Source organism: Rhodococcus sp. KRD197 (genome assembly GCF_017168235.1).
Classification (GTDB): domain Bacteria; phylum Actinomycetota; class Actinomycetes; order Mycobacteriales; family Mycobacteriaceae; genus Rhodococcoides.
On record NZ_JABFAO010000004.1, the window covers coordinates 827,223 to 853,217 of the forward strand.

Here is a 25,995-nt window from a genome sequence, read left to right on the forward strand (position 1 = left end):
TTAGGTTCTCGTTCGACAGCCGGAATTCCGGGCTGACTCGATGAAAGAGATGAGGATCACATGATCGTCGACTGTGGTGATTGCAAGGTCCGCGATATCGCGTGCGCCGACTGCGTTGTCACGGTGCTCCTCGGTGCCCCGGGTCGGGCCGGCCGAGGCGGTACCGAGGCGGTGTCGAAACTGTCCAAAATGGCTTTCGACCAGGAAGAATTGGGCGCCATGGACGTACTTGCGGACAGCGGCCTGGTGCCGCGATTGCGCCTCGTGGTGGACGCGAACGACCGGGTTGTGGGCGAGTCGTTATCCACTCGTGACACTGGGGCGAATCGGCATGCCATGTAGTGCAGAAGCGAACTGTTCACGCGCGTTGGGCGCGTTGGGGTCGACACAGGGGTATGCCATTTCGTAACCTTCCTGAGACCTTGCGGAGTCTCGCCAGTCCACACCGGAGTGGCGTCGCAAGTCACCGCCTAATCGGGCCGCTCGTGAGAGTGCCCGTACCGGGAACCCGATTTCCATTGGGGTGAATCCCGCTAAGTCGCCTTCACGGTGATGACGCGGGTAGGGCTGATCTTCCCAGCCCGAACCCGTCAGCTAACTCGGTCGGCGGATGAACGGAAGAAACGGAGCACAACTTTTCGTGGCGTCACATACTTCAACCCGCCCATTGCGTCGAATTCTCGTAGCCGGTGCGATCACAGCCGGTGCGGTCATTCTTCCCGCTGCCCCCGCAATGGCGGCCCCCATCACCATCCCCGGTGTCGGAACGTTCGAGATCCCCGAGATTCCGGGTATGCCGCCGCTTCCGGCTCAGGTTCCCGCACCTAACGCCCCGGCTCCGGTCGCACCCCAGGTGACGCCGGCAGCGAAGGCCGTTCAGGCTGCGGAGACGAAGATCGGCGCACCGTACGTCTACGGCGCTTCGGGCCCGGATTCGTTCGACTGCTCGGGTCTCGTCCAGTGGGCATACAAGCAGGCCGGTGTCAGCCTGCCCCGTACCAGCTACGACCAGGCAGCCGCTGGCACGCCTGTCTCGAAGGCGGATCTGCGCCCCGGTGACGTCGTTTCCTTCTACGGCGGTTCGCACTCGGGCATCTACTCGGGCAACGGCAACGTGATCCATGCGTCCACATCCGGTGTGCCGGTCAAGGTGGCACCTGTCGATTCCATGCCGTTCGACGGAGCGCGTCGCTACTGATTTTCGCGACCGCGTTTCATCACAGCACCAGAGCGCACCGACTCGTCGGCGCGCTCTGGTGCTGTTCTGTTTGGTTCGGTGCCTCCTCGATGGACAACACGGGTGGACACGATTGTGGCCGTTCCGTAACCTGACCGAGTCCGCCGAGTACCCATTATTTCGATCGAATCCCAACAAATGGCGGTTTTCCGACCGAATTCCTGCCCGCTACCCACTACTCGTGGGTAGGGTTTGTTTTTCGAACCGTTACGCTGGCCCCTCAGGCCTCCCAGGCAGAAACGGAGAGTCACCTTTCGTGGCGACACCGATAGTCAATCGTTCCAAGCTGAGCGTCCTTGTTGCAGCAGTGCTTGCCGTATTCCTGATCGCAGGTCAGGGAGCAATAGCGCACGCTCAGCCAGGTATCGACACTGCGTCCGATGCGCAGACCAGATTGGCAGAGCTCTCACGCGAATCGGAGCAGACCACGGAAGCTCTGCACAACGCGCAGATCGACCTCGATGCCAAGATTGCCGCGCAGCGTGACGCCGACGCTGCTCTCGCGGCGAACCAGGACGCCCTCACCAGGGCACAGCAGGCGCTCGCGGAGCTCAAGCCCGCCATGGACAAGGTCGCCAATGTCAACTATCAGGGCGGCCGAACCAATCGCCTTTTCGCTGTCATGGTCAGCGATTCGCCGCAGCAGCTACTCGACCAGATGTCGGCCCTCGACATCATCTCGGCCGAAACAACGCGTCAGGTAGAGCAGTTCAAGCAGGCCAGCGCCGACGCGGCGGCTGCGCAGGAGGCGTCGCAAGCGGCCGTCGATCTGGCTCGTACAGCCGCTGAGCAGGCCCGGGTGGTAAGCGACGATCTGCAGGCGAAACAGAGTCAGTTGCAGGAACAAACTGCGGAGGTAGTGGCGAGCTACAACGCACTCTCCGGCGCCGAACAGGCCGAACTCGCCGGATCACCGCTACCGGAGGGCTTCGATCTGTCGAAACTCCTGTCCGGTCTTGTGCCCGGGTCCTCCTCCGGAGCCCTTCAGGCCGGTCTGACTCAGGTCGGCAAGCCGTACTCCTGGGGGGCTGCCGGCCCCGACGGTTTCGACTGCTCCGGTCTGGTGGTCTGGTCGTACAAGCAGGTGGGTAAGACGCTCCCACGTTCGAGTCAAGCGCAAGCGGCCGGTGGTACCCCGGTGGACCAAAAGGACCTTCAGCCGGGCGACCTCGTCCTGTTCTATCCAAACGCCTCACATGTCGGGCTGTACGCGGGCAACGGCAACGTTCTGCACGCGTCCACCTACGGTGTTCCCGTCAAGGTTCAGTCGATGGCGTCATACCCCTTCTACGGCGCTCGACGCTACTGATCTTCGGTAGTGACCCGGTCTCGATTCTTCTCGGCGAGCCTGCTGTGCACGCTCCTCGTTTTCGCATCGGCGTGTAGCTCAGCGTCCCCGCCCAGCGAATCGTCGGGAGGGGACGGCTCCGACACTTCGACCACCACCGTCGTCAACCCCTACGAGCAGCAACGACGCGAGGGCGCCGAATCACTGCTCCGGCGTTGGTCGGAGGCAGTTCGAACCAACGACCAGGACGCCATCGCGGATGTGATCGATCCGGCGGCCGCTCCCGGTTTCCTCGACTCGGAATTGCGCCGTGCCGAAAATCTCGCCGCTGTGCCGCTCGACCAGTGGGAATACGAAGTCGTGGACGAACCGGAGGTTCCCGTTCCGTCCGCTGTCGCAGGACCGCTCGACGCTGCCGACGTCTGGGCACCGTCGGTGATTCTCAATTTCGCGGTCACCGGGCCCGACGCAGACCCCACTCGCCGACCGGTGTCACTGCTACTCGCGAAACGAGACGATGAATGGCGGATCGTCTCGGACACCGCTGTCGGTACGGATCGTCCGACGTGGCGCGGGCCTTGGGACTTCGGGCCGGTCAACGCAACATCCGTATCGACCAGGGGCGGCACGTCCGTTGTAGTAGGACCTCCCGAGCATGGAGTGCTGATCGACCGGCTGGTTCGTGAGCTGCCGGCCGCTGTCGACGCGGTGTCCGACTTCTACGGCTCGGACTGGTCGCAGACCGCACTGATTTTTTCCTCGCGATCGCCCGAGGAATTCGCGGCCTCCGTCGGCGACGCACGAGCGGCCACCGACGTCGCGGCGGTCACGGTGTCCGACGCAATCGAACCGGATCGTCCGGTGTCGGGTCAACGGGTGGTGTTCGGTCCTGCCGCGCAGGACCTGCTCACCGAGTTCACGACCAGATCCGTTCTTCGGCACGAGCTGACGCACGTGGCAGCACGCGCGGACACTGTCGACGGGTCACCGACGTGGTTGCTCGAGGGGTTCGCCGACTTCTCGGGCTATCGCGGTTCCGGTGCCGAGTTCGCCGGACTTGCGCCGACGCTGAGTCGGGTCGTCGCCGCGGGTGGAGCGCCGACTGTGCTCCCGGAGGATTCGGACTTCACCGCGGGTGGGTTGCGGGCGACGCTGGCCTACGAGTCGGCGTGGTCGATCTGCGCCTTCGTGGTCGAGCAGTTCGGCGAGCAGGCATTGCTTGGGTTGTACGCGCAGCTCGCCACCGGTGCTAAGAATGCGACCGAAGTCGATGAGGCGCTGAGGGCAGCAACGGAGATGGGTACCCCGGAGTTCTTGCAGGCATGGGGGGCGTGGGTGCTGCAGCAGTCACGCTGACCTACGGTGGTGCAATGCCACGGACACTGCTGGTGACGAACGATTTTCCGCCGCGGCCCGGTGGCATCCAGTCCTACCTGCACAGCTTTGCCTCGAGGTTCCCCGAAGACGAACTTGTCGTGTACGCGCCCCGCTGGCGTGGGGACAGTCACGTGAAGTTCGATGCGCGTCAGCCGTTCGAGGTTGTTCGGCACCCGACGACGTTGATGCTCCCGACTCCGTGTGTTGCCCGCCGCGCGTCGCAACTCGTCCAGTCTCACTCGTGCGAGAGCGTGTGGTTCGGCGCCGCAGCCCCGTTGGCGGTGATGGCGCCAACGCTCCGGCGTGCCGGTGCCGACACCGTCGTGGCCAGTACCCACGGCCACGAGGTGGGCTGGTCGATGATCCCTGGCGCACGATCGACGCTGCGCACCATCGGTAATTCCGTCGACACGGTTACCTACGTCAGCAAGTACACCCGCAGCCGATTCGCCTCGGCCTTCGGTCCCGAGGCGGCCCTCGAGCACGTGCCACCAGGCGTCGACACCGAACGATTCAAGCCCGATGCTGGTGCCCGCGCCGAGTTGAGGGCGCGGTACGGGCTGGGGGACAGACCGACCGTGCTGTGCCTGTCCAGGCTTGTTCCGCGCAAGGGGCAGGACGTGCTCATCCGGTCGCTCACCGGCATCCGCAAGAGAATCGACGGTGCCGTCCTCGTTATCGTCGGCGGCGGGCCCTACGAGAAGACGCTTCGCGAGCTCGCACGCAGATCGGGTGTCGAGGAACATGTGGTGTTCACCGGAACGGTGCCGTCGGCGGAACTCGCCGCGCACCACACCATTGCAGATGTCTTCGCGATGCCCAGCCGTACTCGAGGCGCGGGACTCGATGTTGAAGGGCTCGGGATCGTGTACCTCGAGGCCAGCGCCTGTGGAGTGCCGGTGATCGCTGGAATGTCCGGTGGTGCACCGGAAACCGTGCTGCAGAACAAGACTGGCCTCGTCGTCGACGGGCGATCCGTCGAGCAGATCACCGAGGCGGTCGCAAACATCCTCGGTGACCGTGCGCTGGCCGCGTCGATGGGTATGGCAGGACGCCGGTGGGTACAGAGCAGCTGGCGCTGGGACGTTCTCGCGGAAAAGCTACGCCGGCTTCTGTAGCAACTGGTGGCCGTCAGGCGTAGATCGCCTCGATGTCGTCCGCGTACGACTCGGTGATGACGTTTCTCTTCAATTTCATCGTCGGCGTCATCTCCCCGGACTCCTCAGTGAAGTCGTTCGGCAGAATTCGGTACTTCTTGATGGCCTCGGCGTGCGAGACGGACTTGTTCGCCGCCGCAACTGCGGAGTCGATTTCGGACATTAGATCGCCATCCTGCGCGAGGTCGGCGGCTGTGGCGTCGGCGGGCTTGCTGTGGGTGGCCTTCCACTTGGACAGAGCATCCGCATCGAGAGTCACCAGAGCTCCGATGAACGGCTTCTGATCTCCGACGACGATGGCTTGACTGATCAACGAGTGCGCGCGGAGCTGATCTTCGAGACCGGCGGGTGAGACGTTCTTGCCCCCGGCGGTGACGATGATCTCCTTCTTTCGACCTGTGATGGTGATGTACCCGTCCTCGTCGAGTGAACCCAGATCGCCGGTGCGGAACCAGCCGTCGGCGAGGGATTCTGCGGAGGCGTCGTCGTTGCGCCAGTATCCGGCGAACACCACGGGACCGCGCATCTGGATCTCACCGTCGTCGGCGATTCGCACGGAGTTTCCCGGCAATGGACGGCCGACGCTGCCCACGCGTTGATTTCCGATGGTGTTGACCGCGAACGCGGCGCTGGTCTCCGTCAGGCCGTAGCCCTCGTAGATCGGGATACCGATTCCGCGATAGAAGTGTCCTAGCCGTGCCCCGAGCGGTGCGCCTCCGGAAATGGCGAGTTGGCATCGCCCGCCGAGCGCATTTCGAAGCTTTGCGTAGACGAGTCGATCGAAAAGTGCGTGCTTGATGCGCAGCGCCAAACCTGCTCCCGCGCTGCTGTCCTTCGCTTCGCTCCACGCGATGGCAGTCTCGGCCGCGGCATCGAAGATTCTGCCTTTGCCGTCGGCGTGGGCCTTCAGTTTCGCGGTGTTGTAGACCTTCTCGAAGACTCGGGGGACCGACAGAATGAAGTCCGGTTGAAAGGTGCCGAAAGTCGGTACGAGATTCGGTATGTCGCTGGTATGGCCGACGGTTGTGCCGGCGTCGAAGGCCGCGATGGTGACGGCTCGGGCGAGGACGTGCGCGAGCGGAAGGAACATCAGGGTTCGACTGCCCTCGTGGAGAAGCACTTTCAGCGATGTCTCGCGTATCCCATGGGATTCGGAGAGCAGATTGGCGTGTGTCAGCTGCACCCCTCTCGGCCGTCCCGTTGTTCCCGAGGTGTAGATCAGCGTTGCAGGATCAGTCGAACGCAGTGCGGAAGCTCGTGCTCGAACCTCGTCGTCGGAGATGTTGGAACCGAGCTCGGTCAACTCGCGTATCGCCCCGGATTCGCCGGTGCCGCCGTCGATTTGGAATGTGCGCTGGACTGAAGTGGAGGCCGTGACAACCTCCGCCGTCTGTGCGGCGTGCTCGACGGTCTCGATGACGAAAAGCACCGGCTCGGCATCGGAGAGAATCCACTCGACCTGGCCGGTCGAGGAGGTTTCATAGATGGGGACCGTGACTCCACCTGACGCCCAGATCGCGTAGTCGATAAGTGACCACTCGTAGCGAGTTGAGGACATCAGCGCGACACGGTCGCCCGGCTGTATGCCTGACGCGATCAGCCCCTTCGCGACGGCTGTCACCTCGGTCGCGAACGTCTCGGCAGTGACGTCGGACCAGGTGCCCTCGTGCAGGCGACGAAACGCGATCGATTTCGGTGCAGCGGATGCGCGCGTGAACACCGTGTCGACGGCCGACGCACCGTCTTCCACGACGAATCGGGCGGGCGATGTGAACTCACGCACGGGTGACCTCCAGGAAAGAAATACAGTTAGCTCTACTCACGAGTAGCTCGGAGGTCTCACTGTAGAACCCGGCTGCGCGAGGCGAACGACTGCCTCGTGTGTGTCGAGTTTCGGTGATATGTGAAGCTCACAGGGTGAGCAGTGTGCAGGTTGCCGATCAGACCTTCGTTGCGGCCCCAGGATCGGTGGTGGCCGAAGCGCTGGCTCGACCGGACAGTTGGCGCGCCTGGTGGCCCGATCTGAGGGTGCGCGTCACCGACGATCGCGGCGACAAGGGCATCAGGTGGGCCGTCGACGGTGCACTCGAGGGCACAATGGAGGTGTGGCTCGAACCCATACCGGCCCTCGACGGTGTGATCGTGCACTACTTTCTTCATGCGGAGCCGGCATCGGGGCAGGCACGCGATCTCGCTGACGAGAATCGTCGACGCAGGACTGCAGGTAAGGCGATGGCATTCGAGATCAAGCGACACTTGGAATCGGGGCGGGCTGCCGGGGAGCGACCCGGACATGCGTCGACCTGAGTGCCACTGTGGGGTGGGTGGAGTTTTCGGCCCGTTCGTGTCCACCTCCGTTGTGTGTCCACCTGCCATCGTGTGAGATGAATGACGTCGCGCTACCGATGCGTGAACCGGTTTCGTGACCGCGGGCCCGGACAAGAAGAGAAGGGACACCGAGTAACAGCATGGCCGAGAAGACTCAGAGGTCGATCACGATCGATGCACCGTCCGCGCAGGTCATGGACGTGATCGCCGATTTCGATGCCTATCCGTCCTGGGTTTCGGCCGCGAAGTCGGTGGAAGTGTTGGCCACGGGTCCCGACGGCCGTGCCGACCGTGTCAAATTCGTGCTGGATGCGGGGATGGTCAAGGACACCTACGAACTCAGCTACCGGTGGGCACCGGACGGCAAGTCCGTGTCCTGGGAGCTGGTGTCGGGCGAGATGCAGAAATCCCAGGCCGGTTCGTACACGCTGGCCGACAACGTCGACGGCGGCACAGAGGTCACCTATCAGCTGACCGTCGACCTCAATATCCCCATGATCGGACTGTTCAAACGCAAGGCCGAGAAGGTCATCACCGATACTGCGCTGAAGGAACTGAAGAAGCGGGTCGAAGGCTGAAAGACTCTCGCTCCGATGTCCGTACCGCTCTTCGTCTGTTCGTTGGGAAGGGTGGATCCGGCAAGACGACGCTGGCTGCTGCGGCGGCGGTGAAACATGCCCGCTCGGGCTCGCGCGCCCTCGTGGTCTCACTCGATCAGGCGCATTCCCTGGCCGATGTCCTGGGGTCGGTCACGCGATACTCCGCCGGTGACGTGGTTTCGGTCGAGCCGGGACTCGATGCCCTCGAGCTCGACACCCTCGCATTGGTCGAGGCGCGGTACCGCGCGCTCGGTGCGTTGCTTGCAGTGTCCGGCGCCGGTCACGAGCACGGCGTCAGATTCGGCGCAGTCGAGCCCGAGGAGATCGTGGGGGCACCGGGGGTGCAGGAGCTGCTCGGTCTGCAGCGCATTGCCGAACTCGTCGAGCAAGGCACGTGGGACACAGTTTTCGTCGATCTCCCCGCGACTGCCGATGCGCTCCGAACACTGCGGATGCCGGACCTGGTGGGCAGCTATCTCGAGCGGCTGTGGCCCCAGCACGATCGGATCGTTGCAGGCACAGGATCCGATCCGCGTTTGACAGTCGTCGTTGCGCTGGTGGAGCGGGTGGTAGCCGATGCCGACATCGTCCGTGGCCTGCTGTTCGACCACTCCCGAACCTCGGTAACGATCGTGCTCACACCTGATTCGGTGGCACTCGCGGAGACCCGACGGACCCTGTCCGCGGCGGCGCTGACCGGGCTGCCCGTCGACACAGTCATGGTCAATCGGGTGTTGCCGAACTTGAATTCGGCGTCGACGACTCTGATCGGCACGCACGCGGCCGTGTTCTGGTTCGAAGGGTGGCGTTCGGCTCAGCAACATGTGCTCACGGAGATCGAGTCCGTCGCCCGAGGGTACGAGCTGGTGGTGATCGAACTCACTCCGGGTGAACCGGTAGGGTTGGCCTCTCTCGGTAGTCTCGCGTTTCGGGGAGGTGCGGCGGATGCGCTCGATCGCTCCGTCGACGACGCTGCGAGCGGTGCCGAACCGGTGGTTGCGCGCGCCTCGGGCTCGGGTTTGGAATCGATTTACACGATGACGATGGTGCTGCCCGTCGTCGACCCGACGACGCTGAATCTCGGCCGAGTGGAGGATGACGTCATCATCGGCGCCGACGGAACCAGACATCGTGTCCGTCTGGCCTCTGTGCTGCGCCGGTGCACCGTGATCGGCGCCGAGTACGAAAGCGGCATGCTCACGATCCGCTTCCGACCGGACCCGTCTCTATGGCCGGCGTGAGGGGCGGACTCTAGGTGGACAACCAACACTCCGACGTCGCGGCCGAGCTCTGGTCGCTCGCCGAGACCGTTCTGACGCGGCTGGAGCCGCTGTTGCGTCAGGCTGTTCAAGAGCAGAGCGAGCGCCCTCGGCAGGGATGCAGTTGGTGTCCGGTTTGCGCACTGGCAGCCCTGCTGAGGGGTGAGCAGCACGACCTGCTCACCCTGGTCACCTCAGAAGGTGCATCTGTCATCGCGTTGATCCGCCAGATCGTCGCTGAGCATGTGGACCCGGCGAGTCAGCCGTCCGCAGCGCAGAGCGAGGATCGGCCCGATGGCTCAACTCGTGCCGAAGAGCCGACTGTCGCACGCGAGCCGGAGGAGTCGATGATTCGACGTCCAGCATTCGAACCGATTACCGTAACCGTGAAAGATTCGACCAAGTCGGATTCCCAAGACTGAGCACAGTCCACTCGCCCGATTCTGCGATCGGTCGGGAGAAGTTCGTACGCCGTTCGGGGGGCGGCCGAGGAAGGTCGGAAATGAAGCGTTATCGGGAGTCCCTGACGATCGGCATCGACGTCGGGGGAACAAGTCTCCGCGCTTCGGTCGTCGATGCCTCGGGCCACGTCATCGATTCGACGCAGTCGCCGACTCCGCACTCCGCGAAAGCACTCGAACAGGGTCTCGACCGCGTTGTGTACGAGCTCTCTGCGCGGCACCCCGTCGACGCGGTCGGGTTGGCCGTTGCGGGCTTCATCGACTCGGATCGAACTTCGGTGCGATTCGCACCACACCTGCCCTGGGTCGACACCCCGGTTGCGCGTCAGATGAGCGAGCGAATCGGCCTTCCTGTGCTTCTCGAGCACGACGCCAACTCTGCTGCCTGGGCGGAATATCGGTTCGGCGCCGCTTCGGACGGCCGAAACGTGGTGATGGTCGCGATCGGCACAGGCATCGGTGCCGCACTGTTGATCGACGGGCGCATCTATCGTGGAAGTTATGGTGTTGCACCGGAACTGGGGCATATCCAGGTTGTCCAGGACGGCCGATCCTGCCCGTGCGGTAAGCGAGGCTGCTGGGAACGCTACTGCAGCGGAACGGCTCTCGTTGATACAGCCGTCGAGTTGCTCGCGGCAGATCGGGGATCGTCGACGATCTTGGCGCGCGAGGTGTTCCTCGACCCGGGCTCGCTCACCGGCCGACGCATCGCCTCTGCGGCGCAGGACGGCGACGAGATCGGCCGCCGAACCATGGAGGATTTCGCGCGTTGGCTAGGCATGGGACTCGCTATGGTGAGCGACGTATACGACCCCGATCTGATAGTCATCGCGGGAGGGGTGGCGACGTCGTCGAGCCAGTTCTTGGCCGAGGCGCGTGAGCATTACTCGCGCCTGTCCACCGGCGCCGGACACCGACCGCTCGCGCGCATACGGAGCACCCAACTGGGTGAGGCCGCTGGAATGATCGGCGCCGCGGATCTTGCACGGGCCGAGTTCTCCACACCTGCTGGCGGACGTAGGATGTGATGTTTGCCGCCACTTCGCAGTTCCTGTGGCTGGGGTCATAAACGGTAGGTACAGTTTCTTTTGGTTCCTCGCATCGGGAACGTTCGAATCCAGGAAGGGCGCCATGTGGTACTGGCTGTTCAAGTACGTCCTCATCGGCCCGATCTTGGCCGCACTCGGTCGGCCGACAATCGAAGGTCTGGAGAACGTCCCGGCCCGCGGACCGATGATCCTGGCCAGTAACCATCAGGCGGTTCTGGACTCGTTCTATCTGCCGCTCAAAGTGAAGCGGCGTATCACTTTCCTTGCGAAGAGCGAGTACTTCACCGGCTCAGGCCTCAAGGGTGCGTTCCAGAAATGGTTCTTCACCGCGGTCGGTCAAGTTCCCATCGACAGGACCGGTGCCGACGCCGCCCAGGATGCACTCAACGCAGGCAAGCGTGTGATCGAGTCGGGCAAGTTGCTCGGCATCTATCCCGAGGGCACCCGTTCGCCGGACGGTCGGCTGTACAAGGGCAAGACCGGCATGGCCCGGTTGGCGCTTCAGACCGGCGTTCAGGTTGTTCCCGTCGCAATGATCGGTACCGACAAGATGAACCCGATCGGATCAAAGGTGTGGCGGCCCACCAAGATCACCATCAAGATCGGTAAGCCGATCGATTTCTCGAGGTTCGAAGGACTCGCGGGCAACAGGTTCGTAGAGCGCGCTGTCACCGACGAGGTGATGTACGAGTTGATGCTGCTGTCCGGTCAGGAATATGTGGATGTGTACGCCGCTTCGCTGAAGAAGGCGGCTGACAAGCCTGTGCTCGATGCCGAGTCATCCGGCGCGAGAAGCTCTTCCGTCGATCCTGAGCGGCTACCGAACACCAAGGCGAGCTGACCGCGAGGAGCTCTTCCGGCCCGTCGGTCGCTCAGAAGTTCGACCCCGCTCAGGAGCTCGGCACCGCCGGGTCGAGCTGTCCGCGTTCTGTCTGGGCGCCGGCGGGGTGACCTTTCGGGACGAACGCAACCATGGTGATCGCTGCGATCGCCCACCACACGTATGACGATGCAGCGAGCTGGTCCAAGATGGGCCAACCGATCCCGGAGAACCGTCCGTCGGCCACTCGCCACTGTGGAGCGACGTAGAACAGGACGACTCCGAAAGCGACGAAAGCCATCGCGAACGCGTTCCGGCTTCGGTATGCCAACGTCCCCAAAGCCACCGCGAACGGGATTGCCCACACCCAGTGGTGCGACCACGACACAGGGGAGACCAACAGCCCGAACAGTGCGTTGACGCCGAGGGCCAACGCACTGTGATCGGTCGCGAACGCTCGTCTCATGGCGAAGGCTGCAACGGCGAGCAGAGCGCAGGCGAGAACGATCCACACAGCTGAACGCATCGAGTCGTGGAGTCCGAAGCGGGCCAGGACGCCTGTGATGCTCTGATTCCCGGGGTACGCCGGATTTCCGATGCGGTCCGAGTCGATCAGAGTGTGGGTCCAATACTTCACCGAATCCGAGAAGGTGGCGACGAAGCCGAGTGCGGTGAATGCGGCGAAGCTGATCGCGGCGATGGTTGCAGCGCGAAAGTCCTTGCGCAGGAGGAAGTACAGAATGAACACGGCGGGCGTCAGTTTCACCGCTGCGACGAGCCCGATGAGCGCTCCGCGGGGCCAGGGGGTCTTGTCGAGTAGGCAGTCCGCGGCGACGAATGCCATCAGAACGATGTTGATCTGGCCGAAGTCGAGGGTGGAGGAGACCGGTTCGAGAATCATCGACACGGCGAATACCGCTGCTGCAGCCCAGAGCATCAGCGAAGTCGGGGTGTAGCCCAGGGAACGCAGGGTCAGCACGATCGTCACGATGAGCAGCGCCAACGACAGCGTTGTGACGAGCAGTCCGGCCCAATACAGCGACATGGCCGAAAGGGGACTGAACAGCACCGCCGCGATCGGCGGGTACGTGAACGGTAGCGACGTACCCGATTCAGTGGTGGGGATACTGCCGTACAGCGGTGATCCGCTCGCGAAGACCTGGCCACCGATGCGGTACACATCGAGATCGAGGCGGTAGAAGTCGCCGAGGTTCGGTAGATCGCGAAGGGGGGGTAGCCCGAGGAGGTTGTACGTGACTCCGGCCAGGGCGCCCGCGACTATCACGACACACGCGAGAACGGTAGCGACGGACCGCAGCTCGAGCGGAAGGCGCGAGCGTGTCGGCGAGGAAGGTGTTGTGGTTTCCGGTGGCGTGAACATCGTTCCTTCTTCTGACTGCGCTGCGCGGTAGGTACCGACGCGAGGGATACGCTGTGTGCGTGCGTTATTTCTATGACACCGAGTTCATCGAGGATGGTCGCACAATCGAGCTGGTCTCGATTGCAGTGGTATCCGAGGATGGTCGAGAATTTTATGCGGTGTCCTCCGAGTTCGACCCGGAGCGCGCCGGTAAATGGGTCCGTCGGAACGTGTTGCCCAAGCTGCCGCCGTATTCGTCACCCTTGTGGAAGAGCAGAGCTCGGATTCGCGACGACCTACTCGATTTCCTCGTGCCGTCTCCCGATGCCGAGGTCGAGCTGTGGGCATGGATGGCCGCGTACGACCACGTGGCGCTGTGCCAGCTGTGGGGTTCGATGACCGAATTGCCGCGTTCGTTGCCGCGCTTCACTCGTGAGCTTCGTCAGCACTGGGAGGATCAAGGGAGCCCGTACCTGCCCCCGGCACCAGACGACGCTCACGACGCGCTCGCCGATGCGCGGCACAACCTGGCGAGATTCGAGGCCATCGAAGCGTCATCGGCTTGATCGACCGAGCCGCTACCGGGAGCCGCGCGCCGAGCCAGGACGAGGAGCGAATATCCTGAACAGGTGAACTGGACTGTCGACGTACCTATCGACCGCTTGCCCGATCTTCCGCCGCTGCCGACGACGCTGCGCAAGCAGTTGGACGATGCCCTCGCGAAGCCCGCGGCGCAACAGCCGTCGTGGGATCCCGCGCAGGCCGCCGACATGCGCAAGGTGCTCGAGAGTGTACCGCCGATCACCGTTGCCAGTGAGGTCGAGGCGCTGTCCGATCAGCTTGCAGCTGTCGCCAGGGGAGAGGCGTTCCTGCTGCAGGGCGGTGACTGTGCGGAGACGTTCGTCGACAACACCGAACCCCACATCAAGGGCAACATCCGCACCCTGCTGCAGATGGCCGTGGTGCTCACCTACGGCGCGAGTATGCCGGTGGTGAAGGTTGGACGCATCGCAGGGCAGTACGCGAAACCGCGTTCGTCCGATGTCGATGCGCTCGGACTGAAGTCTTATCGCGGCGACATGGTCAACTCACTCTTCGCCGACGAGGCCGTGCGGCGGCACGACCCGTCGAGGCTCGTGCGTGCGTACGCCAACGCGAGTGCCGCAATGAACCTGGTGCGAGCTCTCACCGGCGCAGGGATGGCCGATCTGCACAAGGTGCACGACTGGAATCGCGAATTCGTTGCGAGCTCACCAGCAGGAGCCAGGTACGAGGCTCTCGCCGGCGAGATCGATCGGGGACTGCGGTTCATGGATGCATGCGGAGTGAAGGACCCGAATCTGGAGACAGCCCAGATCTTCGCCAGCCATGAGGCGCTCGTGCTGGACTACGAGCGTGCGATGCTGCGGTTGGACAACGCCGACGCCGACCACCCGAAATTGTACGATCTCTCCGCTCATTTCCTGTGGATCGGCGATCGGACGAGGCAGCTCGACGGCGCACACATCGCACTCGCCGAGTTGATCAGCAATCCCATCGGACTCAAGATCGGGCCGTCCACCACGCCCGACATGGCGGTGGAGTACGTCGAGCGATTGGATCCGACCAACAAGCCTGGCCGGTTGACTCTCATTTCCCGGATGGGCAACGGAAAGATCCGCGAGATGCTTCCGCCGATCATCGAGAAGGTCCAGGCAACCGGCCATCAGGTCATCTGGCAGTGCGATCCGATGCACGGCAACACCCACGAGGCGTCCACTGGATACAAGACCAGGCACTTCGATCGAATCGTTGACGAAGTCCAGGGGTTCTTCGAGATCCACAACGGACTCGGAACGCACCCGGGCGGAATCCACGTCGAGCTGACCGGGGACAACGTCACCGAATGCCTGGGCGGTGCGCAGGAGATATCGGATCTGGATCTGGCGGGACGCTACGAGACTGCGTGTGATCCGCGGCTCAACACCCAGCAGTCGCTCGAGCTCGCGTTCCTCGTCGCGGAGATGCTGCGAGGCTGAGCTCGGCTGGCCGAAGGCCCGCAGCAGGTGGCCGCTACGGCAAGGACACCACGGTCACCGACGACCCCGGGGCAACTCTGGACCCCGGCCCCGGGGTTTGCGAGACCACGAGGGAACCGTCGGTATCGAATACCTGACGAACTTGCGCCTCCAAGTCGAGTCGCTCGAGAATCTCACGAGCCGACCCGGCGGATCGTCCCAGCAGCGACGGGACCGTGACGGCGTTGGACACCTGCATTCGAACGCTGCTACCGGCGGTGACGGTGGTACCGATCTGCGGCGATGTATCGATCACCTTGCCACCGTCGGTGTTCTCGTCGAACTCCACATCGGTGGCCGAAACCGAAATGCCGATCGACGCGAGGGTCGCGACAGCATCGTCGGTGGACATTCCCGCAACGTCGGGTACATCGACGGGGGGAGCTCCCTTCGACCGCAGTACCTTGACGGTGTCCCCGACCGACAGCACTGTCCCGGGCGGCGGATCGAGTGCCGCGACATCGCCTATCGGCGCGTTCGTGCTGAAGACCTCACCGCCGTCCTCGGTAGCGAAGGTACGTTCACGCAGCTCTTCCTCCATGGCGGCGACGTCGGTGTTCGGCGGAACCTCCGGCACGGTTGGCTGTCCCAGGGATACCAGCAGGAACACGGTCTCACCCCGCGCGACCCGTGACCCTGACGCCGGGTCGGTGCCGATGAGCATGTCGACCGGTGCCGTGTCCGAGTAGGTTCCACGAGATTCGCTCGCCAGATCCGCCGATTCCAGGGCGTTCTGTGCGCTGACGAGATCGAGTCCGCCGACCTCGGGCACGCTTGTGTAGCGACCTGACCCCATCCACCAGCCGCCGACTCCGACGAGGACCGCGAGCAAGGCAACTATGGTGAGCCAGACGACGATTGCGCGGCGAGAGCGTTGCCTGTCGGCGACGAAATCGGGGAACTCGTATTCTCGACGTCCGACTCGACGAGGTGGGACCGAATCGACGTCATCCTGCTCGTCGCGAGAGGTCGGCGCGGTGTGTACACGCGTGTGATGGGTGCCCGTGCCTGCGGATGCCGCGACGACTTCGGTTTGCGGGGCCCGGGGTTGTTCGCTCTCACGGTCGGCGAATGTGGTGGGGGCGCCCAACGCTGCGGCACTTCGATGCCCGGCCGACCGGCGAGGCGCAGGTACGCGGTACGGCGGTAACTGGAGCTCGGCGCATACTGCGCGAAGCGCCCGTGCCATTTCATCGGCGTTCTGGAATCGCGTCGCCGGGTCTCTCTCGGTGGCCCTGCGCACCAAATCGTCGAACTCGGGCGGCACCCCGGCGATGAAACCGCCCGGACGGGGGACGTCGTTGTCGATTCGCTGGTAGGCGATGGAGAGTGAGGTGTCACCGCTGAAGGGTGTACGCCCCGTCAGCAACTCGAACAGTACGACTCCCACCCCGTAGACGTCGCTACCGGCGTTGGCCGAACCGGTGGTGACCTGTTCCGGTGAGAGGTATGCGGCAGTGCCGAGGATGACGCTTGCCGATGTGGCATTGGAAGCGGCTACAGCTCGGACGAGGCCGAAATCCGCTATCTTCACATCGCCCGAGTCGGAGATCAGAATGTTCTCGGGCTTGATGTCACGATGGACCAGACCTGCGCGATGTGCGGTGGCGAGTGCACCGAGAACCGGTCCCACGACTGCGGCCGCAGCATGCGGCGGCATCGGTCCGCGTTCGCGAAGAAGCTCCCTGAGCGTCCCACCCTCGACCAGTTCCATGACGAGGAACGCGACATCCCTGTCGCGGCCATGATCGTAAACGGCCACCAGACCTGGATTGTTCAGCCGCGCGACTGCCCGGGCTTCGAACTCGAAGCGCGCCACGAACTGCGGATCCTCGGCGAACTTGGGGTCCATGATCTTGACCGCGACAGGCCGATCCAGTCGCGTGTCCAGGGCGCGATACACCGTGGACATTCCGCCGCGAGCGATCTGGGCGTCGATGCGGTAGCGCCGATCCAGCAGTGAACCCGCCGTTACGGATCCTCCGGACATCACCGTGGTGTACCTCCTCGAGAAATGAGCACCGAATCGAGCGCTTCGAGACGATGGTAGCCAGCGCAGATATCGCCGTAGTCTCGGCGCAACGCACCCGGACTGTGTTTTTCGCATCCGAGGACCAACCAGTTAACGTTACTGCAGTGAGCGCTATCCCATATTCCGACGACGTGTTGGCTCCCTCGGTTTCACTGCTACAGCTGGCCGATGTGAGCAAAATTCTCGAGGTTCCCAAGGCCAGGGTTGAGCAGATGCTGCGTGACCGACAGCTCATCGCGGTCAAACGCAATCGAGTCCCCGGGGTCCCAGAGGTGTTTCTGAACACTCCCGGCAAGCAGATCGTCAAGGGGCTGCCCGGCTTGCTGGCCGTGCTCCACGACGGCGGATACCGAGACGAAGAAATTCTGGAGTGGCTGTTCGAACCGGACGACAGCCTTCCCGGCACCCCGATCGACGCGATGCACGGGGATCTGATGCGCGAGGTGATCAGGCGCGCACAGGCGATGGCGATCTGAGCCTGGTCCAACCGGTGGCCACGAGGCGGGGCCCGGCAACCGAGAGTCGACGCCATCCCGGCACTCGGGCCCGCTCCTGAAGAACCCGATAGCCGCCGTCCTCGACCTCGCGGAGGATCCCGCCGTAGAGCAGGAATGCCGTTCGCATGCTCGACTGCACGCGTGGGTCCAACATCTCGATGCCGGGTTCGGCGAGGCGGTACACCGCGCGGGTGTGCGCAATCAGGTGCGCCAGGGCTCGGGAGAGTCTCTGGTCGGTGCGCCCCGAATCGCGACAGTGCCGCAGCAGTGCCTCGTCGACGCCGAAGGCGGCCAATTCGTCGGTCGGCAGGTATATCCGATCCCGGTCGAGATCCTCTCCCATGTCTCGGATGAAATTCGTGAGCTGAAAGGCTTCGCCGAGGGCAGCAGCGGGCCCTTCTGCGTTCACGCTGGAGGCGCCGAGGATGGGCAGCATCTCGAGTCCGATGACGGCGGCGGAACCGTACATGTATTCGCGGAGTTCGGCCATTGTTCGGTAGCGCGACCGGAAGAAATCCGTGCCGGGAATGTCCATCCGCATCGAACGGAAGAACGCATAGAAGTATTCGTGGGGGATCGCGTACCGATCCACCGTGTCGACGAGGGCCGTCAGAACCTGCTCGGAGGGACTCTCGCCCAGTACCGCACCGCTCAGTGCCGAGCGGACACGGTCCTCGAGCGAGTCGACTCGCTCGGCTGCGCGCCGATCCGCCGGCGCCAGAGGGGTCTTGTCCTCGGACGATTCGTCGACGAGCGAACCGTCGACGTCGACATCGATGATGTCGTCCACCATGCGAGCGAACCCGTACAGGGCGTGCACCCCCGCGCGCTTGTCCACCGGCAACAAACGCGTGGCCAGAAAGTACGTCTTCCCGTGGCGCGCGTTCAGGTCCCGGCACAGCCGGTAAGCACCGTGCAACGCCGGATCGATTCCGTCCAGTTCACCCACGGTCGGCAGGGGTCGTCTGCGATGTGGCACGGCTTTCCTCCGGAATCGATGTATGTGGGGGCTTTCCTCGCAGCCTCAATGGATCGACGGTGGTGAGTGAGAGAGCTGCCACGACCGCGGCGAAGGTGGCGAGGGCGACGTGGCCGAGGGTGTACAACCCGATCGAACCGTCGGGTCGGAAGACGAGCATCAGCCACGCAGACAATCCGACCAGCACCATCAGCGTGCGCGTCGACAGGGCGAAGCCTGCTGCGAGGGCAAGCGGCCACGAGTAGTACCACGGCAGAGCTGCAGGGGAGAGTACGACGATGGCGACCAGAGCGACGACGATGCCTTTGACCGCGTCGCGCTCGGTGCGTCGGTAGAACCACCACGCTCCGACGATGATGATCACGAGAGCCAGGGCGCAAATCATGCGTGTGATCTCGAGGACCGGTCCGAGGTTGGTGTCCAGGAACCACGATGTGCTCACCGTGATCAGGTGAGCCAGAATCGTCGGCAAGGACAACCAGTTGATGATCTTGGCGGAGCCGGAGAGCGCGGTGAGCCAGCCGATGCCCACACCTGCCACCAGCGACGCTGCGACGAACACCGCTCCGAAGACCCCGGCCCCGGTTCCGGCCGTCTTGAGGAAGGACTTCACCGGCGACATCGGGGATCTGTTCTCCGCGATCGCACGCTCACGTTCGTGAATCATCCAGATCCACACCATGAATGGCAGCGCGAGACCGGCCGTGGCCTTGATCGCGACGGCGACTGCGACGAGCGCTACACCGCCGACGTGCTTGTGTTCGAGAACCAGCACGATGCCGGCCGTCATGAGCCCGACCATCAGGAGTTCGTTGTGAACTCCACCGATGAGGTGGATGAGTACCAGCGGGTTGAGGACAGCGAGCCACAGCGCGATCGTGGGCTTGCCGCCCATGTGCGTCGCCAATCTCGGAACTGCCCACATCATCAGGGCGAGGCCGGGAAGCATAGTGATGCGCAACAGCATCGTTCCTGCGATCACGTTGTCGCCGGTGATGCTGGTGATCGCCTGACCGAGCAGGAGGAAGAGTGGTCCGTACGGCGCCGTCGTCGTCGTCCAGACATTGCTGACGTTGTCGAGGAGCAGGCCGGGATTGGCCACCGGACCCACCGCATACGGGTCGAAGCCGTCGCGCAGCAGCGCGCCTTGCGCAAGGTAGGAGTAGGCGTCCCGGCTGAACATCGGGACGGACAGCAGTAGCGGGGCTGTCCAGACGGGGACGATCCACCGAAGCTCGCTCAGTGTCGTGCGCCCGCCGAGGGTTGCGCGCCCGAGACGAACCCAGGCGACGATCATCAGCACCACACCGAGCCAGACGAGGATGGACGACAGTACGAGTCCGTGGCCGAACCGCAACCACGACAGGTGCATGACCTCGAGGAGCGGATCGCGGCGACGTACGCTGCCGGCGCCGAATCCGCCGAAGGTGATCAGCACTGTACCGATCAGGCCCAGAGCTGCTGCGTGCCCTTCGGGGCTTCGGAGAAATAGCGCCAACTGGCGGACCGCCGACCGGTGCGGCACCGCCGACGGCTCTTCGTGGCCCGTCGGGGCGGGACGACTTGCGCCGGAGGCTGCTGATCTCGAGACCGAGGACATCGGTACGGTCATCCTCCTCACGGCCATACGGCAGGTCGGTCTGCGATTTCAGTGTTGCTTGCGGTCTCGGTATCGGTTTGCAGAGCAGGGGGTGATGCCACCGACCCACGGCCGCAGTTTAGTGCGTGAGGCAAGATTCCCAATCATCGGCGGTTCGTTTCCTGTGCGTCAGGATCGGCCGACTATACGCTCGGCGGCAAGTCTGCCGGAGACGAGCACAGTCGGTACCCCCACTCCTGGGGTGGTCGAGGAACCCGCGAGCACCACGTTGGCCAGGCCCGCCACCAAGTTCTTTCTGCGGAACGGACCGGTTTGCCGGAAGACGTGCGAGGACGAGAACGGACTGCCGTCGACCATTCCCCGATCAGCCCAGGTCTGCGGCGTGTCGATGTGGTCGATCGTCATCGAAGTCGCCCCGTGGTAACCGCGTTGTACCAATTCTCGCTGTAGTTCTCTTACGTAAGGACCCTGAAGACGATTCCAGTCCAACGGTGCACTGCGCAAATTCGGGCACGGTGCGAGAACCGAGACCGGTTCGCACAACTCGCCGTCGCGTTCGACGAGCAGTGCGGAGTCGGTCACGCCGGGGCGGGTGATCAACAACGAAGGGTCCGTCATCAGCGAGCCTCGACCGCGGCGCGCGGTGATCCGATCGAATGTCGACGCCCACTCCGCACCGAAGTCGATGCTGTGGTGCGAACGCGCCGGCCAGGTCGCTGTCACCTCGGTCGGAACCGTGCCGTGGAAGACCACGGCCGACGGCGACACCGAACTGTAGCCGCGGCGTCGAAAACGCGACGGCGCACCTGACTCGTCGAGCAACTGGTCCACGACCGGAAGATCCGGTGTCAACACGAGCGCGTCGCACTCGAAGTCTCTGCCATCGGTGGTTCGAACGGAGCTCACCCGGTCGTGCGAGCGCGTGATGTGCGAGACCTCGGCGCCGGTGATCACCGAACCCCCGTTGCGGGTGACCGCGTCCGCCATGCCCGCGGCGATCGATGCCATACCTCCCACTGGGAAATACACCCCGAGCGAGGTGTCCATGTGCGCGATAGCGCCGTACACGGCCAGTGCCTTCGCGGGAGCCATACCGGCATACAGCGCCTGAAAGGTGAACACGCGACGCAGCCGCTCATCCTTCAAGAACTTCTCCACTCGGGGTCCGAGACGACCGAAGCCTCCGAGCCGCGCCAGTGTCAGCGTGTCGCGCAACGCGGACGGAGTGGACACGAGGTCGAGCGGCGAATCGAAGTTCGAGTCGATGTATCGGTCGAACTCGGCATCGAAAATGGAAGCCAACCAGCGACGCAGCGCGCGATACCCCTCCGCTTCGGCCGCACCGCACGTGCGGGCGACCTCCGCGGCCATCTCGTCGGGGTCGGCGTAGACGTCGATGGAACTCCCGTCGGCATATCGGGTGTGATAACTCGGCGAGAGTGCAGTGAGTTCGATTCTGGGCGTGACGGTCTCGAAGTTCTCACCCACTGCTGCCAAAGCCGACTCGATGAGATCGGGCATGGTGAGCACACTGGCCCCGTTGTCGATGTCGTACAGCCGCGAGCCGTCCTCGGCCGACACCGGATAGATGCCGACACGACCGCCGACGAAGTTCTCGCGTTCCAATACGGTCACGCGCCTCCCCGCGCCAGTGAGATGCAGCGCGGCGGAGAGTCCGGCGAGCCCCGCTCCCACAACGACGACGGACTCTGTGGGGCCGGTTATCGAGTGCACGTGTGCCTTTCGGAAGATGTGGTCGAGGAAGAAGCGGTCTAGTACGTACGTTGTGTGGCCGCGATCGCCATGGCCCGCAGTTGCGCCGCTGCGCCGGGTTCGGTGGCACTTTCGGCGAGTGTTTCCAGTGCCCGGTCGGTCAGGTCCTCGATGCGGCGCTCTACGTCAGCCACAGCACCGACATCGCAAAGAATGGATCGAACATCGGCAATTCGGTCCTCGCTCAGGTCGATCGTGCCGAGAGTCGAGCGCAGAGTTCGTGCTGATACAGGCGAATCGCGGTCCGCCAATTTCATCCCCATGGCCATCAGAACGGTGCGCTTGCCCTCGCGGATGTCGTCGCCCGACGGCTTTCCGGTGACACCGGGGTCGCCGAAAACCCCGAGAAGGTCGTCTCGGAGTTGGAAGGCCAGCCCGATGTCGGTGCCGAACGATCGATACGCAGCGGTCAGGTCCGGCGCGGCATCGGCGAGAACCGCTCCGATCTGCAGTGGTCGTTCGACGGTGTACGCAGCGGTCTTGTACCGATTGACGCGCATTGCGGCATCGATGGACTCGTCGAGTCCTGCCTCTGCTTCGATGTCGAGCAACTGGCCGCCGAGCACCTCGGTTCGCATCGCCGACCACACCGGTGAGACACGTGCGGCCGCCGCGGCGTCGATGCCCGACTCCCTGAGCATGTCGTCGGCCCAGCACAACGCGAGGTCGCCGAGCAGGATTGCGGCCGATTCGCCGAAGCGTTCGGAGGAGCCGGACCAGTTCGCACTGCGATGCCGGTCGGCGAACGCGACGTGCACGGTGGGGAAGCCACGCCGCGTCACCGAGGCGTCGATGATGTCGTCGTGGATCAATGCACACGCCTGGACCAGTTCGAGTGCTGAGCAGGCGCGAACGATCGACGCCGCGCCGTCGCTGGTGCTGTCGCCACCGGCTCCCAGCCAGGCAGTCCAGGCGAACGCGGGACGCACTCGTTTGCCGCCGCGCAGAACGAACTCGGTGAGTTCGCGAACGGCCGTTACGTAACGGTCGCCGAGCTCAGCTACCTGTTCGGTCCTCGAGGCGAAGAATTCGATCAGCGCAGCTTCGACGAGCTCGCGCGGCTTCGCCGTGCCCGCGCCGAGCACGGCGGCGGTGGTGTCGGTGGTGTCGATGGTCGCGGTTGCAGGGTGCGTGGGCAGTTTGCCGGACAGGGGATCCTCCAGTCGGACGCGAGAGAGCGATGCTGCATGTCCACTTTAGCCAACGCCGACGATGTACCCGGCCATGTGAGGCTGCCGTCGACGGTGTCACAGTGCGAAACTATGATTGCGGTGTGACATCCGAAGCCGTCAGGGGGCGGCCCAGCGCGGCGCGGCTCACCCGAACTCCGTCGATAGTGGACCGGCTTCGCGACGCCGACTCCACCAAGATCCCATTCTCGGTCGAATTCTCACCGCCCAGAGACGAGGCCGCGGAGGCCAGGCTGTGGCGGGCTGTTCGCGAGTTCGAACAGATGCAACCGGCATTCGTCTCCATGACGTACGGAGCCGGCGGGTCGACCCGTGACCGCACTGTTCGGGTCACCGGGCAGATCGCCGAGGAGACCACGCTGTTGCCCGTGGCGCACCTGACCGCGGTGTCCCATAGCGTCGCCGAGTTGCGGTCGATGGTCGGCGCCTACGCGGACCGCGGAATCTCCAACGTCCTTGTCCTGCGCGGGGACCCGCCCGGTGATCCGCTGGGACACTGGGAGAAGCACCCGGACGGGGTCGAGTACGCCGAGGAATTGGTCCGTCTGGTCCGCGAGCTGGGCGATTTCCATGTCGGCGTCGCCTCGTTCCCCCAGGGGCACTACCGCGCGATCGACCTGGAACAGGACACCAGAGTTCTCGTCGACAAGCTGCGCGCGGGCGCCGAATACTCCATCACCCAGATGTTTTTCGATGTGGACGACTATCTGAGGTTGCGGGACCGCGTGGTGGCGTGCGATCCCGAGGAGGGAGCGAAGCCGATCATTCCCGAGATCATGCCGATAACCTCGCTGCGAACGGTTCGTCGGGCGCTCGCGCTGTCGGGTTCTGCTCTACCCCGCGAGATCGACGATCGTTTCACGGCCGCAGCGGGTACCGGTCCGGAGGAAGATCGCGCGGCTGTTCGCGAGGTGGGTATCGAATTGGCGACGTCGATGGGCGAGCGGCTCATCGCCGAGGGTGCTCCGGCGCTGCACTTCATCACACTGAACTTCGCGCGGGCGACTCGCGAGGTTCTCACCAATCTCGGTGTCTGCGAAGCTCGGGTCTGACACCCTCAGACTTCTGTCGTCAGCGGTCTGCCCTTCCACGTGGTGGTGCCCAGGCGGTGGCGGCGAAACGACTCGATAGTGAGTGCGCCATAGATCGCCACGGACACCGGGTGCGCGGTCGCGCGAGCGACGGTCCGCAGCGAGGGTGTCGAGCCACCCGATTCCGCGTACCCCGCCGCGACGCGCGAGGAGACCGCGGCGCAGTATCCGAGCAGCCCCCATCGGCGCGTCGCTCCGGACCCGAAAAGTGCGGCTGCCGGCGGCAGGAGATAGATGACGCTGATCGCGCCGAGAAGCGAAGCAGACCCGAAAGAACCCCCGAACGCGTTCCACAACCACCGCGTGTACCCGTCACGCACCGCAGGCCAGCCGTCGTACATGCGACATCGGACGAATTCTCCACCGGCAACGAGAACTGTGCGTCGGCCCTGTCGCCGGAGCGCGCGAGCGATGTCGAGGTCCTCGGTCGGGCTCCCAGCCACCGAAACGTGCCCGCCGATCGATCGATACGCGTTCGCGTCGAACATCATGAACTGACCGCACGCCACCACAGTGGACGGGCGTGTCGACGCGTCGGCTGCTCGTATCGGAAGTGTCGACATCCAGGAAAAGCTCAGGAGCGGTTGTACAAGGGATTCGACAAGCGTGCCGGACAGTTGCCGCGGCCAGGGGCATAGCAGCGAGGCTCCGCTGGACCGAAGGGCCGAGGCTACGGATGCGACGGCATGGCTGTCGAGACGGACGTCCGCGTCGACGAATGCGATGTAGTCGACGCTGCCACGGTCGAACGCGCGTTCCGCGAGGATTCGGCATGCGGCGGCTTTGCCGGTCCAGCCCGGGGGTGGGTCCGTATCCGAACGGATCAGTTCGAATCGAGGATCCGCCGCCACCGCTCGTTCGGCGAGTGCGAAGGTGTCGTCGGTGGATCCGTCGTCGAGTACGAACACCTCGAGGTCGGGGCACCGTGCCTGTGCCCTGAGATCGACCAGAAGTGCTGGGAGATTTTCTCTTTCGTTCCGGGCCGGGATGCAGATCGCGACGCTTTCGGGAGCGTCCGTCCGCGGCGGCGTGAGTCGGCGCATCGTGGTCGCATTGACGACCGAGAGCGCTGCGGATACCCCTGCTAGTACTGCGCCCGCTGCTGTCAGGCGTCGGATGACATCGGACGTGGCGCTCACGCAGACGAGTCGCGGCGCCGCACGGGGGGATTGCGGTTGACCCACGCCATTGCTCCGACGATTGCAGCGACACCGATGGTCACTCCGCCTACGATTCCGGCCCAGCCGGCGAAACTGCGCGTATTGGGGTCGGGGTAGTTGACCTCGGCACGCATCGCGGTGATTTCTCCCGGGGGGAGCTTCCACGTGATGATGTTGTCGCCTTCACGAGTCCCGTTCGTCGTTCCGATACGTGCAGGAAAAGCGATGGTGAATTGAACATCGGAACCCTGAGTCGGGACCGACTGCAGGTCGGCATTGCCATCGAGGCTGACGGTGTCGCCGGAGCGCTGGAAGATCAACTGGAAGCTGCCCACCGCCTGGTCGGACATCGACCCGAGCGTCTGCACATCGCCGAACGTCAGATCGTCGAATCTGGCTTCGCTGCCGACGTAACCGTCCTGCCGATACTCGGAGACGCGGATCTTGTTCGCGAGAGTGGACGGCGGCGTGAGCGTGGGTCCGGTGTCGGTGTCCGAGGTGGGAATCGTCGCGGCGATTATCTGTCCGGACACTCGGTCGTCGGCCGACACACCCATCGAGACCTGGGCGCGCAGGCACCCGGTCAACAGGGGAGCGAGGAGCAACGCCAGGGTGAGCGCGGACAGAAGCCGGCGATGGTTGCGGGACCTGCTTTCACGGGTTGTCGACTGCACAGCGACA

Annotated in this window: 24 protein-coding genes and 1 riboswitch; of the genes, 15 read left to right on the plus strand and 9 right to left on the minus strand. The window is 64.1% G+C overall.

The window, feature by feature from the left end:
* Positions 1-60: 60 nt before the first annotated feature.
* From J1M86_RS10200 to J1M86_RS10220, 5 genes are all read left to right on the plus strand, one after another.
* Positions 61-342, plus strand: a complete 282-nt coding sequence (locus J1M86_RS10200) for a hypothetical protein (RefSeq protein WP_206509704.1) — start codon at positions 61-63, stop codon at positions 340-342.
* Positions 343-457: 115 nt separating this feature from the next.
* Positions 458-625: riboswitch (cyclic di-AMP (ydaO/yuaA leader) on the plus strand.
* Positions 626-640: 15 nt separating this feature from the next.
* Positions 641-1,198 carry a C40 family peptidase gene (locus J1M86_RS10205; RefSeq protein WP_206509705.1) on the plus strand — a complete coding sequence of 186 codons (558 nt, stop codon included), beginning with the start codon at positions 641-643 and terminating at the stop codon, positions 1,196-1,198.
* 295 nt (positions 1,199-1,493) lie between these two features.
* Positions 1,494-2,546 carry an NlpC/P60 family protein gene (locus J1M86_RS10210; protein ID WP_206509706.1) on the plus strand — a complete coding sequence of 351 codons (1,053 nt, stop codon included), beginning with the start codon at positions 1,494-1,496 and terminating at the stop codon, positions 2,544-2,546.
* 9 nt (positions 2,547-2,555) lie between these two features.
* Positions 2,556-3,881: a hypothetical protein gene (locus J1M86_RS10215; RefSeq protein ID WP_206509707.1), complete on the plus strand. Its 1,326-nt coding sequence runs from the start codon at positions 2,556-2,558 to the stop codon at positions 3,879-3,881.
* Between the two features lie 14 nt (positions 3,882-3,895).
* Entirely contained in the window at positions 3,896-5,020 is a 1,125-nt protein-coding gene (locus J1M86_RS10220; RefSeq protein ID WP_075840689.1) for a glycosyltransferase family 4 protein, read from the plus strand.
* A gap of 13 nt (positions 5,021-5,033) precedes the next feature.
* Here the strand turns inward: J1M86_RS10220 and J1M86_RS10225 are convergent, their stop codons facing one another.
* Positions 5,034-6,842 carry a long-chain fatty acid--CoA ligase gene (locus tag J1M86_RS10225; protein ID WP_206509708.1) on the minus strand — a complete coding sequence of 603 codons (1,809 nt, stop codon included), beginning with the start codon at positions 6,840-6,842 and terminating at the stop codon, positions 5,034-5,036.
* Positions 6,843-6,976: 134 nt separating this feature from the next.
* On the opposite strand from J1M86_RS10225, the gene J1M86_RS10230 reads away from it, so the two are divergent.
* The 6 genes from J1M86_RS10230 to J1M86_RS10255 all read left to right on the plus strand — a co-directional run bounded on the left by J1M86_RS10230 (position 6,977) and on the right by J1M86_RS10255 (position 11,596).
* Complete coding sequence (locus J1M86_RS10230) at positions 6,977-7,366, plus strand: polyketide cyclase / dehydrase and lipid transport (protein WP_206509709.1); 390 nt, start codon at positions 6,977-6,979, stop codon at positions 7,364-7,366.
* A gap of 161 nt (positions 7,367-7,527) precedes the next feature.
* Positions 7,528-7,965 carry an SRPBCC family protein gene (locus tag J1M86_RS10235; RefSeq protein WP_075840536.1) on the plus strand — a complete coding sequence of 146 codons (438 nt, stop codon included), beginning with the start codon at positions 7,528-7,530 and terminating at the stop codon, positions 7,963-7,965.
* A gap of 35 nt (positions 7,966-8,000) precedes the next feature.
* On the plus strand, positions 8,001-9,227 hold the full coding sequence (locus J1M86_RS10240; protein ID WP_075840690.1) for an ArsA family ATPase: 1,227 nt from the start codon (positions 8,001-8,003) through the stop codon (positions 9,225-9,227).
* Between the two features lie 14 nt (positions 9,228-9,241).
* Positions 9,242-9,667 carry a hypothetical protein gene (locus J1M86_RS10245; RefSeq protein ID WP_206509710.1) on the plus strand — a complete coding sequence of 142 codons (426 nt, stop codon included), beginning with the start codon at positions 9,242-9,244 and terminating at the stop codon, positions 9,665-9,667.
* Positions 9,668-9,747: 80 nt separating this feature from the next.
* Complete coding sequence (locus J1M86_RS10250) at positions 9,748-10,734, plus strand: ROK family protein (protein WP_206509711.1); 987 nt, start codon at positions 9,748-9,750, stop codon at positions 10,732-10,734.
* A gap of 103 nt (positions 10,735-10,837) precedes the next feature.
* Entirely contained in the window at positions 10,838-11,596 is a 759-nt protein-coding gene (locus tag J1M86_RS10255) for a 1-acyl-sn-glycerol-3-phosphate acyltransferase (protein ID WP_075840539.1), read from the plus strand.
* Between the two features lie 49 nt (positions 11,597-11,645).
* On the opposite strand, the gene J1M86_RS10260 is transcribed toward J1M86_RS10255, so the two are convergent.
* A complete protein-coding gene (locus tag J1M86_RS10260) occupies positions 11,646-12,956 on the minus strand; it encodes a glycosyltransferase 87 family protein (protein WP_206509712.1) in 1,311 nt (436 codons plus the stop codon).
* Between the two features lie 59 nt (positions 12,957-13,015).
* Here J1M86_RS10260 and J1M86_RS10265 point away from each other — a divergent pair, with 59 nt between their 5' ends.
* Both J1M86_RS10265 and J1M86_RS10270 read left to right on the plus strand, forming a co-directional pair.
* Positions 13,016-13,501 carry a polyadenylate-specific 3'-exoribonuclease AS gene (locus J1M86_RS10265; RefSeq protein WP_206509713.1) on the plus strand — a complete coding sequence of 162 codons (486 nt, stop codon included), beginning with the start codon at positions 13,016-13,018 and terminating at the stop codon, positions 13,499-13,501.
* Positions 13,502-13,564: 63 nt separating this feature from the next.
* The gene (locus J1M86_RS10270) at positions 13,565-14,953 is read left to right on the plus strand and encodes a class II 3-deoxy-7-phosphoheptulonate synthase (protein ID WP_206509714.1); all 1,389 of its coding nucleotides are present in this window, start codon (positions 13,565-13,567) and stop codon (positions 14,951-14,953) included.
* A gap of 34 nt (positions 14,954-14,987) precedes the next feature.
* Here J1M86_RS10270 and pknB read toward each other — a convergent pair whose 3' ends face one another.
* Positions 14,988-16,982: a Stk1 family PASTA domain-containing Ser/Thr kinase gene (pknB, locus tag J1M86_RS10275; RefSeq protein WP_206509715.1), complete on the minus strand. Its 1,995-nt coding sequence runs from the start codon at positions 16,980-16,982 to the stop codon at positions 14,988-14,990.
* A gap of 146 nt (positions 16,983-17,128) precedes the next feature.
* Here pknB and J1M86_RS10280 point away from each other — a divergent pair, with 146 nt between their 5' ends.
* Positions 17,129-17,500, plus strand: a complete 372-nt coding sequence (locus J1M86_RS10280; protein WP_075840540.1) for an Rv2175c family DNA-binding protein — start codon at positions 17,129-17,131, stop codon at positions 17,498-17,500.
* Here the strand turns inward: J1M86_RS10280 and J1M86_RS10285 are convergent.
* The 4 genes from J1M86_RS10285 to J1M86_RS10300 all read right to left on the minus strand — a co-directional run bounded on the left by J1M86_RS10285 (position 17,472) and on the right by J1M86_RS10300 (position 22,958).
* Positions 17,472-18,470, minus strand: a complete 999-nt coding sequence (locus J1M86_RS10285) for a phytoene/squalene synthase family protein (RefSeq protein WP_206509717.1) — start codon at positions 18,468-18,470, stop codon at positions 17,472-17,474. The genes J1M86_RS10280 and J1M86_RS10285 overlap by 29 nt on opposite strands.
* A complete protein-coding gene (locus J1M86_RS10290) occupies positions 18,463-20,112 on the minus strand; it encodes an alpha-(1->6)-mannopyranosyltransferase A (RefSeq protein WP_241259752.1) in 1,650 nt (549 codons plus the stop codon). The genes J1M86_RS10285 and J1M86_RS10290 overlap by 8 nt, the downstream gene beginning before the upstream one ends.
* A 156-nt stretch (positions 20,113-20,268) precedes the next feature.
* Positions 20,269-21,834 (minus strand): phytoene desaturase family protein, encoded by a 1,566-nt coding sequence (crtI, locus tag J1M86_RS10295; protein WP_206509718.1) that lies wholly within the window; start codon positions 21,832-21,834, stop codon positions 20,269-20,271.
* A 38-nt stretch (positions 21,835-21,872) separates the two neighbouring features.
* Positions 21,873-22,958, minus strand: coding sequence for a polyprenyl synthetase family protein (locus J1M86_RS10300; RefSeq protein WP_307786589.1), 1,086 nt, complete (start codon positions 22,956-22,958; stop codon positions 21,873-21,875).
* A 188-nt stretch (positions 22,959-23,146) separates the two neighbouring features.
* Here J1M86_RS10300 and J1M86_RS10305 point away from each other — a divergent pair, with 188 nt between their 5' ends.
* On the plus strand, positions 23,147-24,115 hold the full coding sequence (locus J1M86_RS10305; RefSeq protein WP_269417853.1) for a methylenetetrahydrofolate reductase: 969 nt from the start codon (positions 23,147-23,149) through the stop codon (positions 24,113-24,115).
* Positions 24,116-24,120: 5 nt separating this feature from the next.
* On the opposite strand, the gene J1M86_RS10310 is transcribed toward J1M86_RS10305, so the two are convergent.
* Together J1M86_RS10310 and J1M86_RS10315 are read right to left on the minus strand one after the other, a co-directional pair.
* On the minus strand, positions 24,121-25,293 hold the full coding sequence (locus J1M86_RS10310) for a glycosyltransferase family 2 protein (protein ID WP_307786590.1): 1,173 nt from the start codon (positions 25,291-25,293) through the stop codon (positions 24,121-24,123).
* A complete protein-coding gene (locus J1M86_RS10315) occupies positions 25,290-25,988 on the minus strand; it encodes a DUF3153 domain-containing protein (protein ID WP_075840545.1) in 699 nt (232 codons plus the stop codon). The genes J1M86_RS10310 and J1M86_RS10315 overlap by 4 nt, the downstream gene beginning before the upstream one ends.
* Positions 25,989-25,995: the final 7 nt, after the last annotated feature.

What these genes read in the sequence shown, in the direction of transcription:
- J1M86_RS10200 (WP_206509704.1), top strand. Translation starts at nt 61, where the DNA reads ATGATCGTCGACTGTGGTGATTGCAAGGTCCGCGATATCGCGTGCGCC.
- J1M86_RS10220 (WP_075840689.1), top strand. Translation starts at nt 3,896, where the DNA reads ATGCCACGGACACTGCTGGTGACGAACGATTTTCCGCCGCGGCCCGGT.
- J1M86_RS10235 (WP_075840536.1), top strand. Translation starts at nt 7,528, where the DNA reads ATGGCCGAGAAGACTCAGAGGTCGATCACGATCGATGCACCGTCCGCG.
- J1M86_RS10250 (WP_206509711.1), top strand. Translation starts at nt 9,748, where the DNA reads ATGAAGCGTTATCGGGAGTCCCTGACGATCGGCATCGACGTCGGGGGA.
- J1M86_RS10255 (WP_075840539.1), top strand. Translation starts at nt 10,838, where the DNA reads ATGTGGTACTGGCTGTTCAAGTACGTCCTCATCGGCCCGATCTTGGCC.
- J1M86_RS10260 (WP_206509712.1), bottom strand. Translation starts at nt 12,956, where the DNA reads ATGTTCACGCCACCGGAAACCACAACACCTTCCTCGCCGACACGCTCG.
- pknB (WP_206509715.1), bottom strand. Translation starts at nt 16,982, where the DNA reads ATGTCCGGAGGATCCGTAACGGCGGGTTCACTGCTGGATCGGCGCTAC.
- J1M86_RS10290 (WP_241259752.1), bottom strand. Translation starts at nt 20,112, where the DNA reads ATGACCGTACCGATGTCCTCGGTCTCGAGATCAGCAGCCTCCGGCGCA.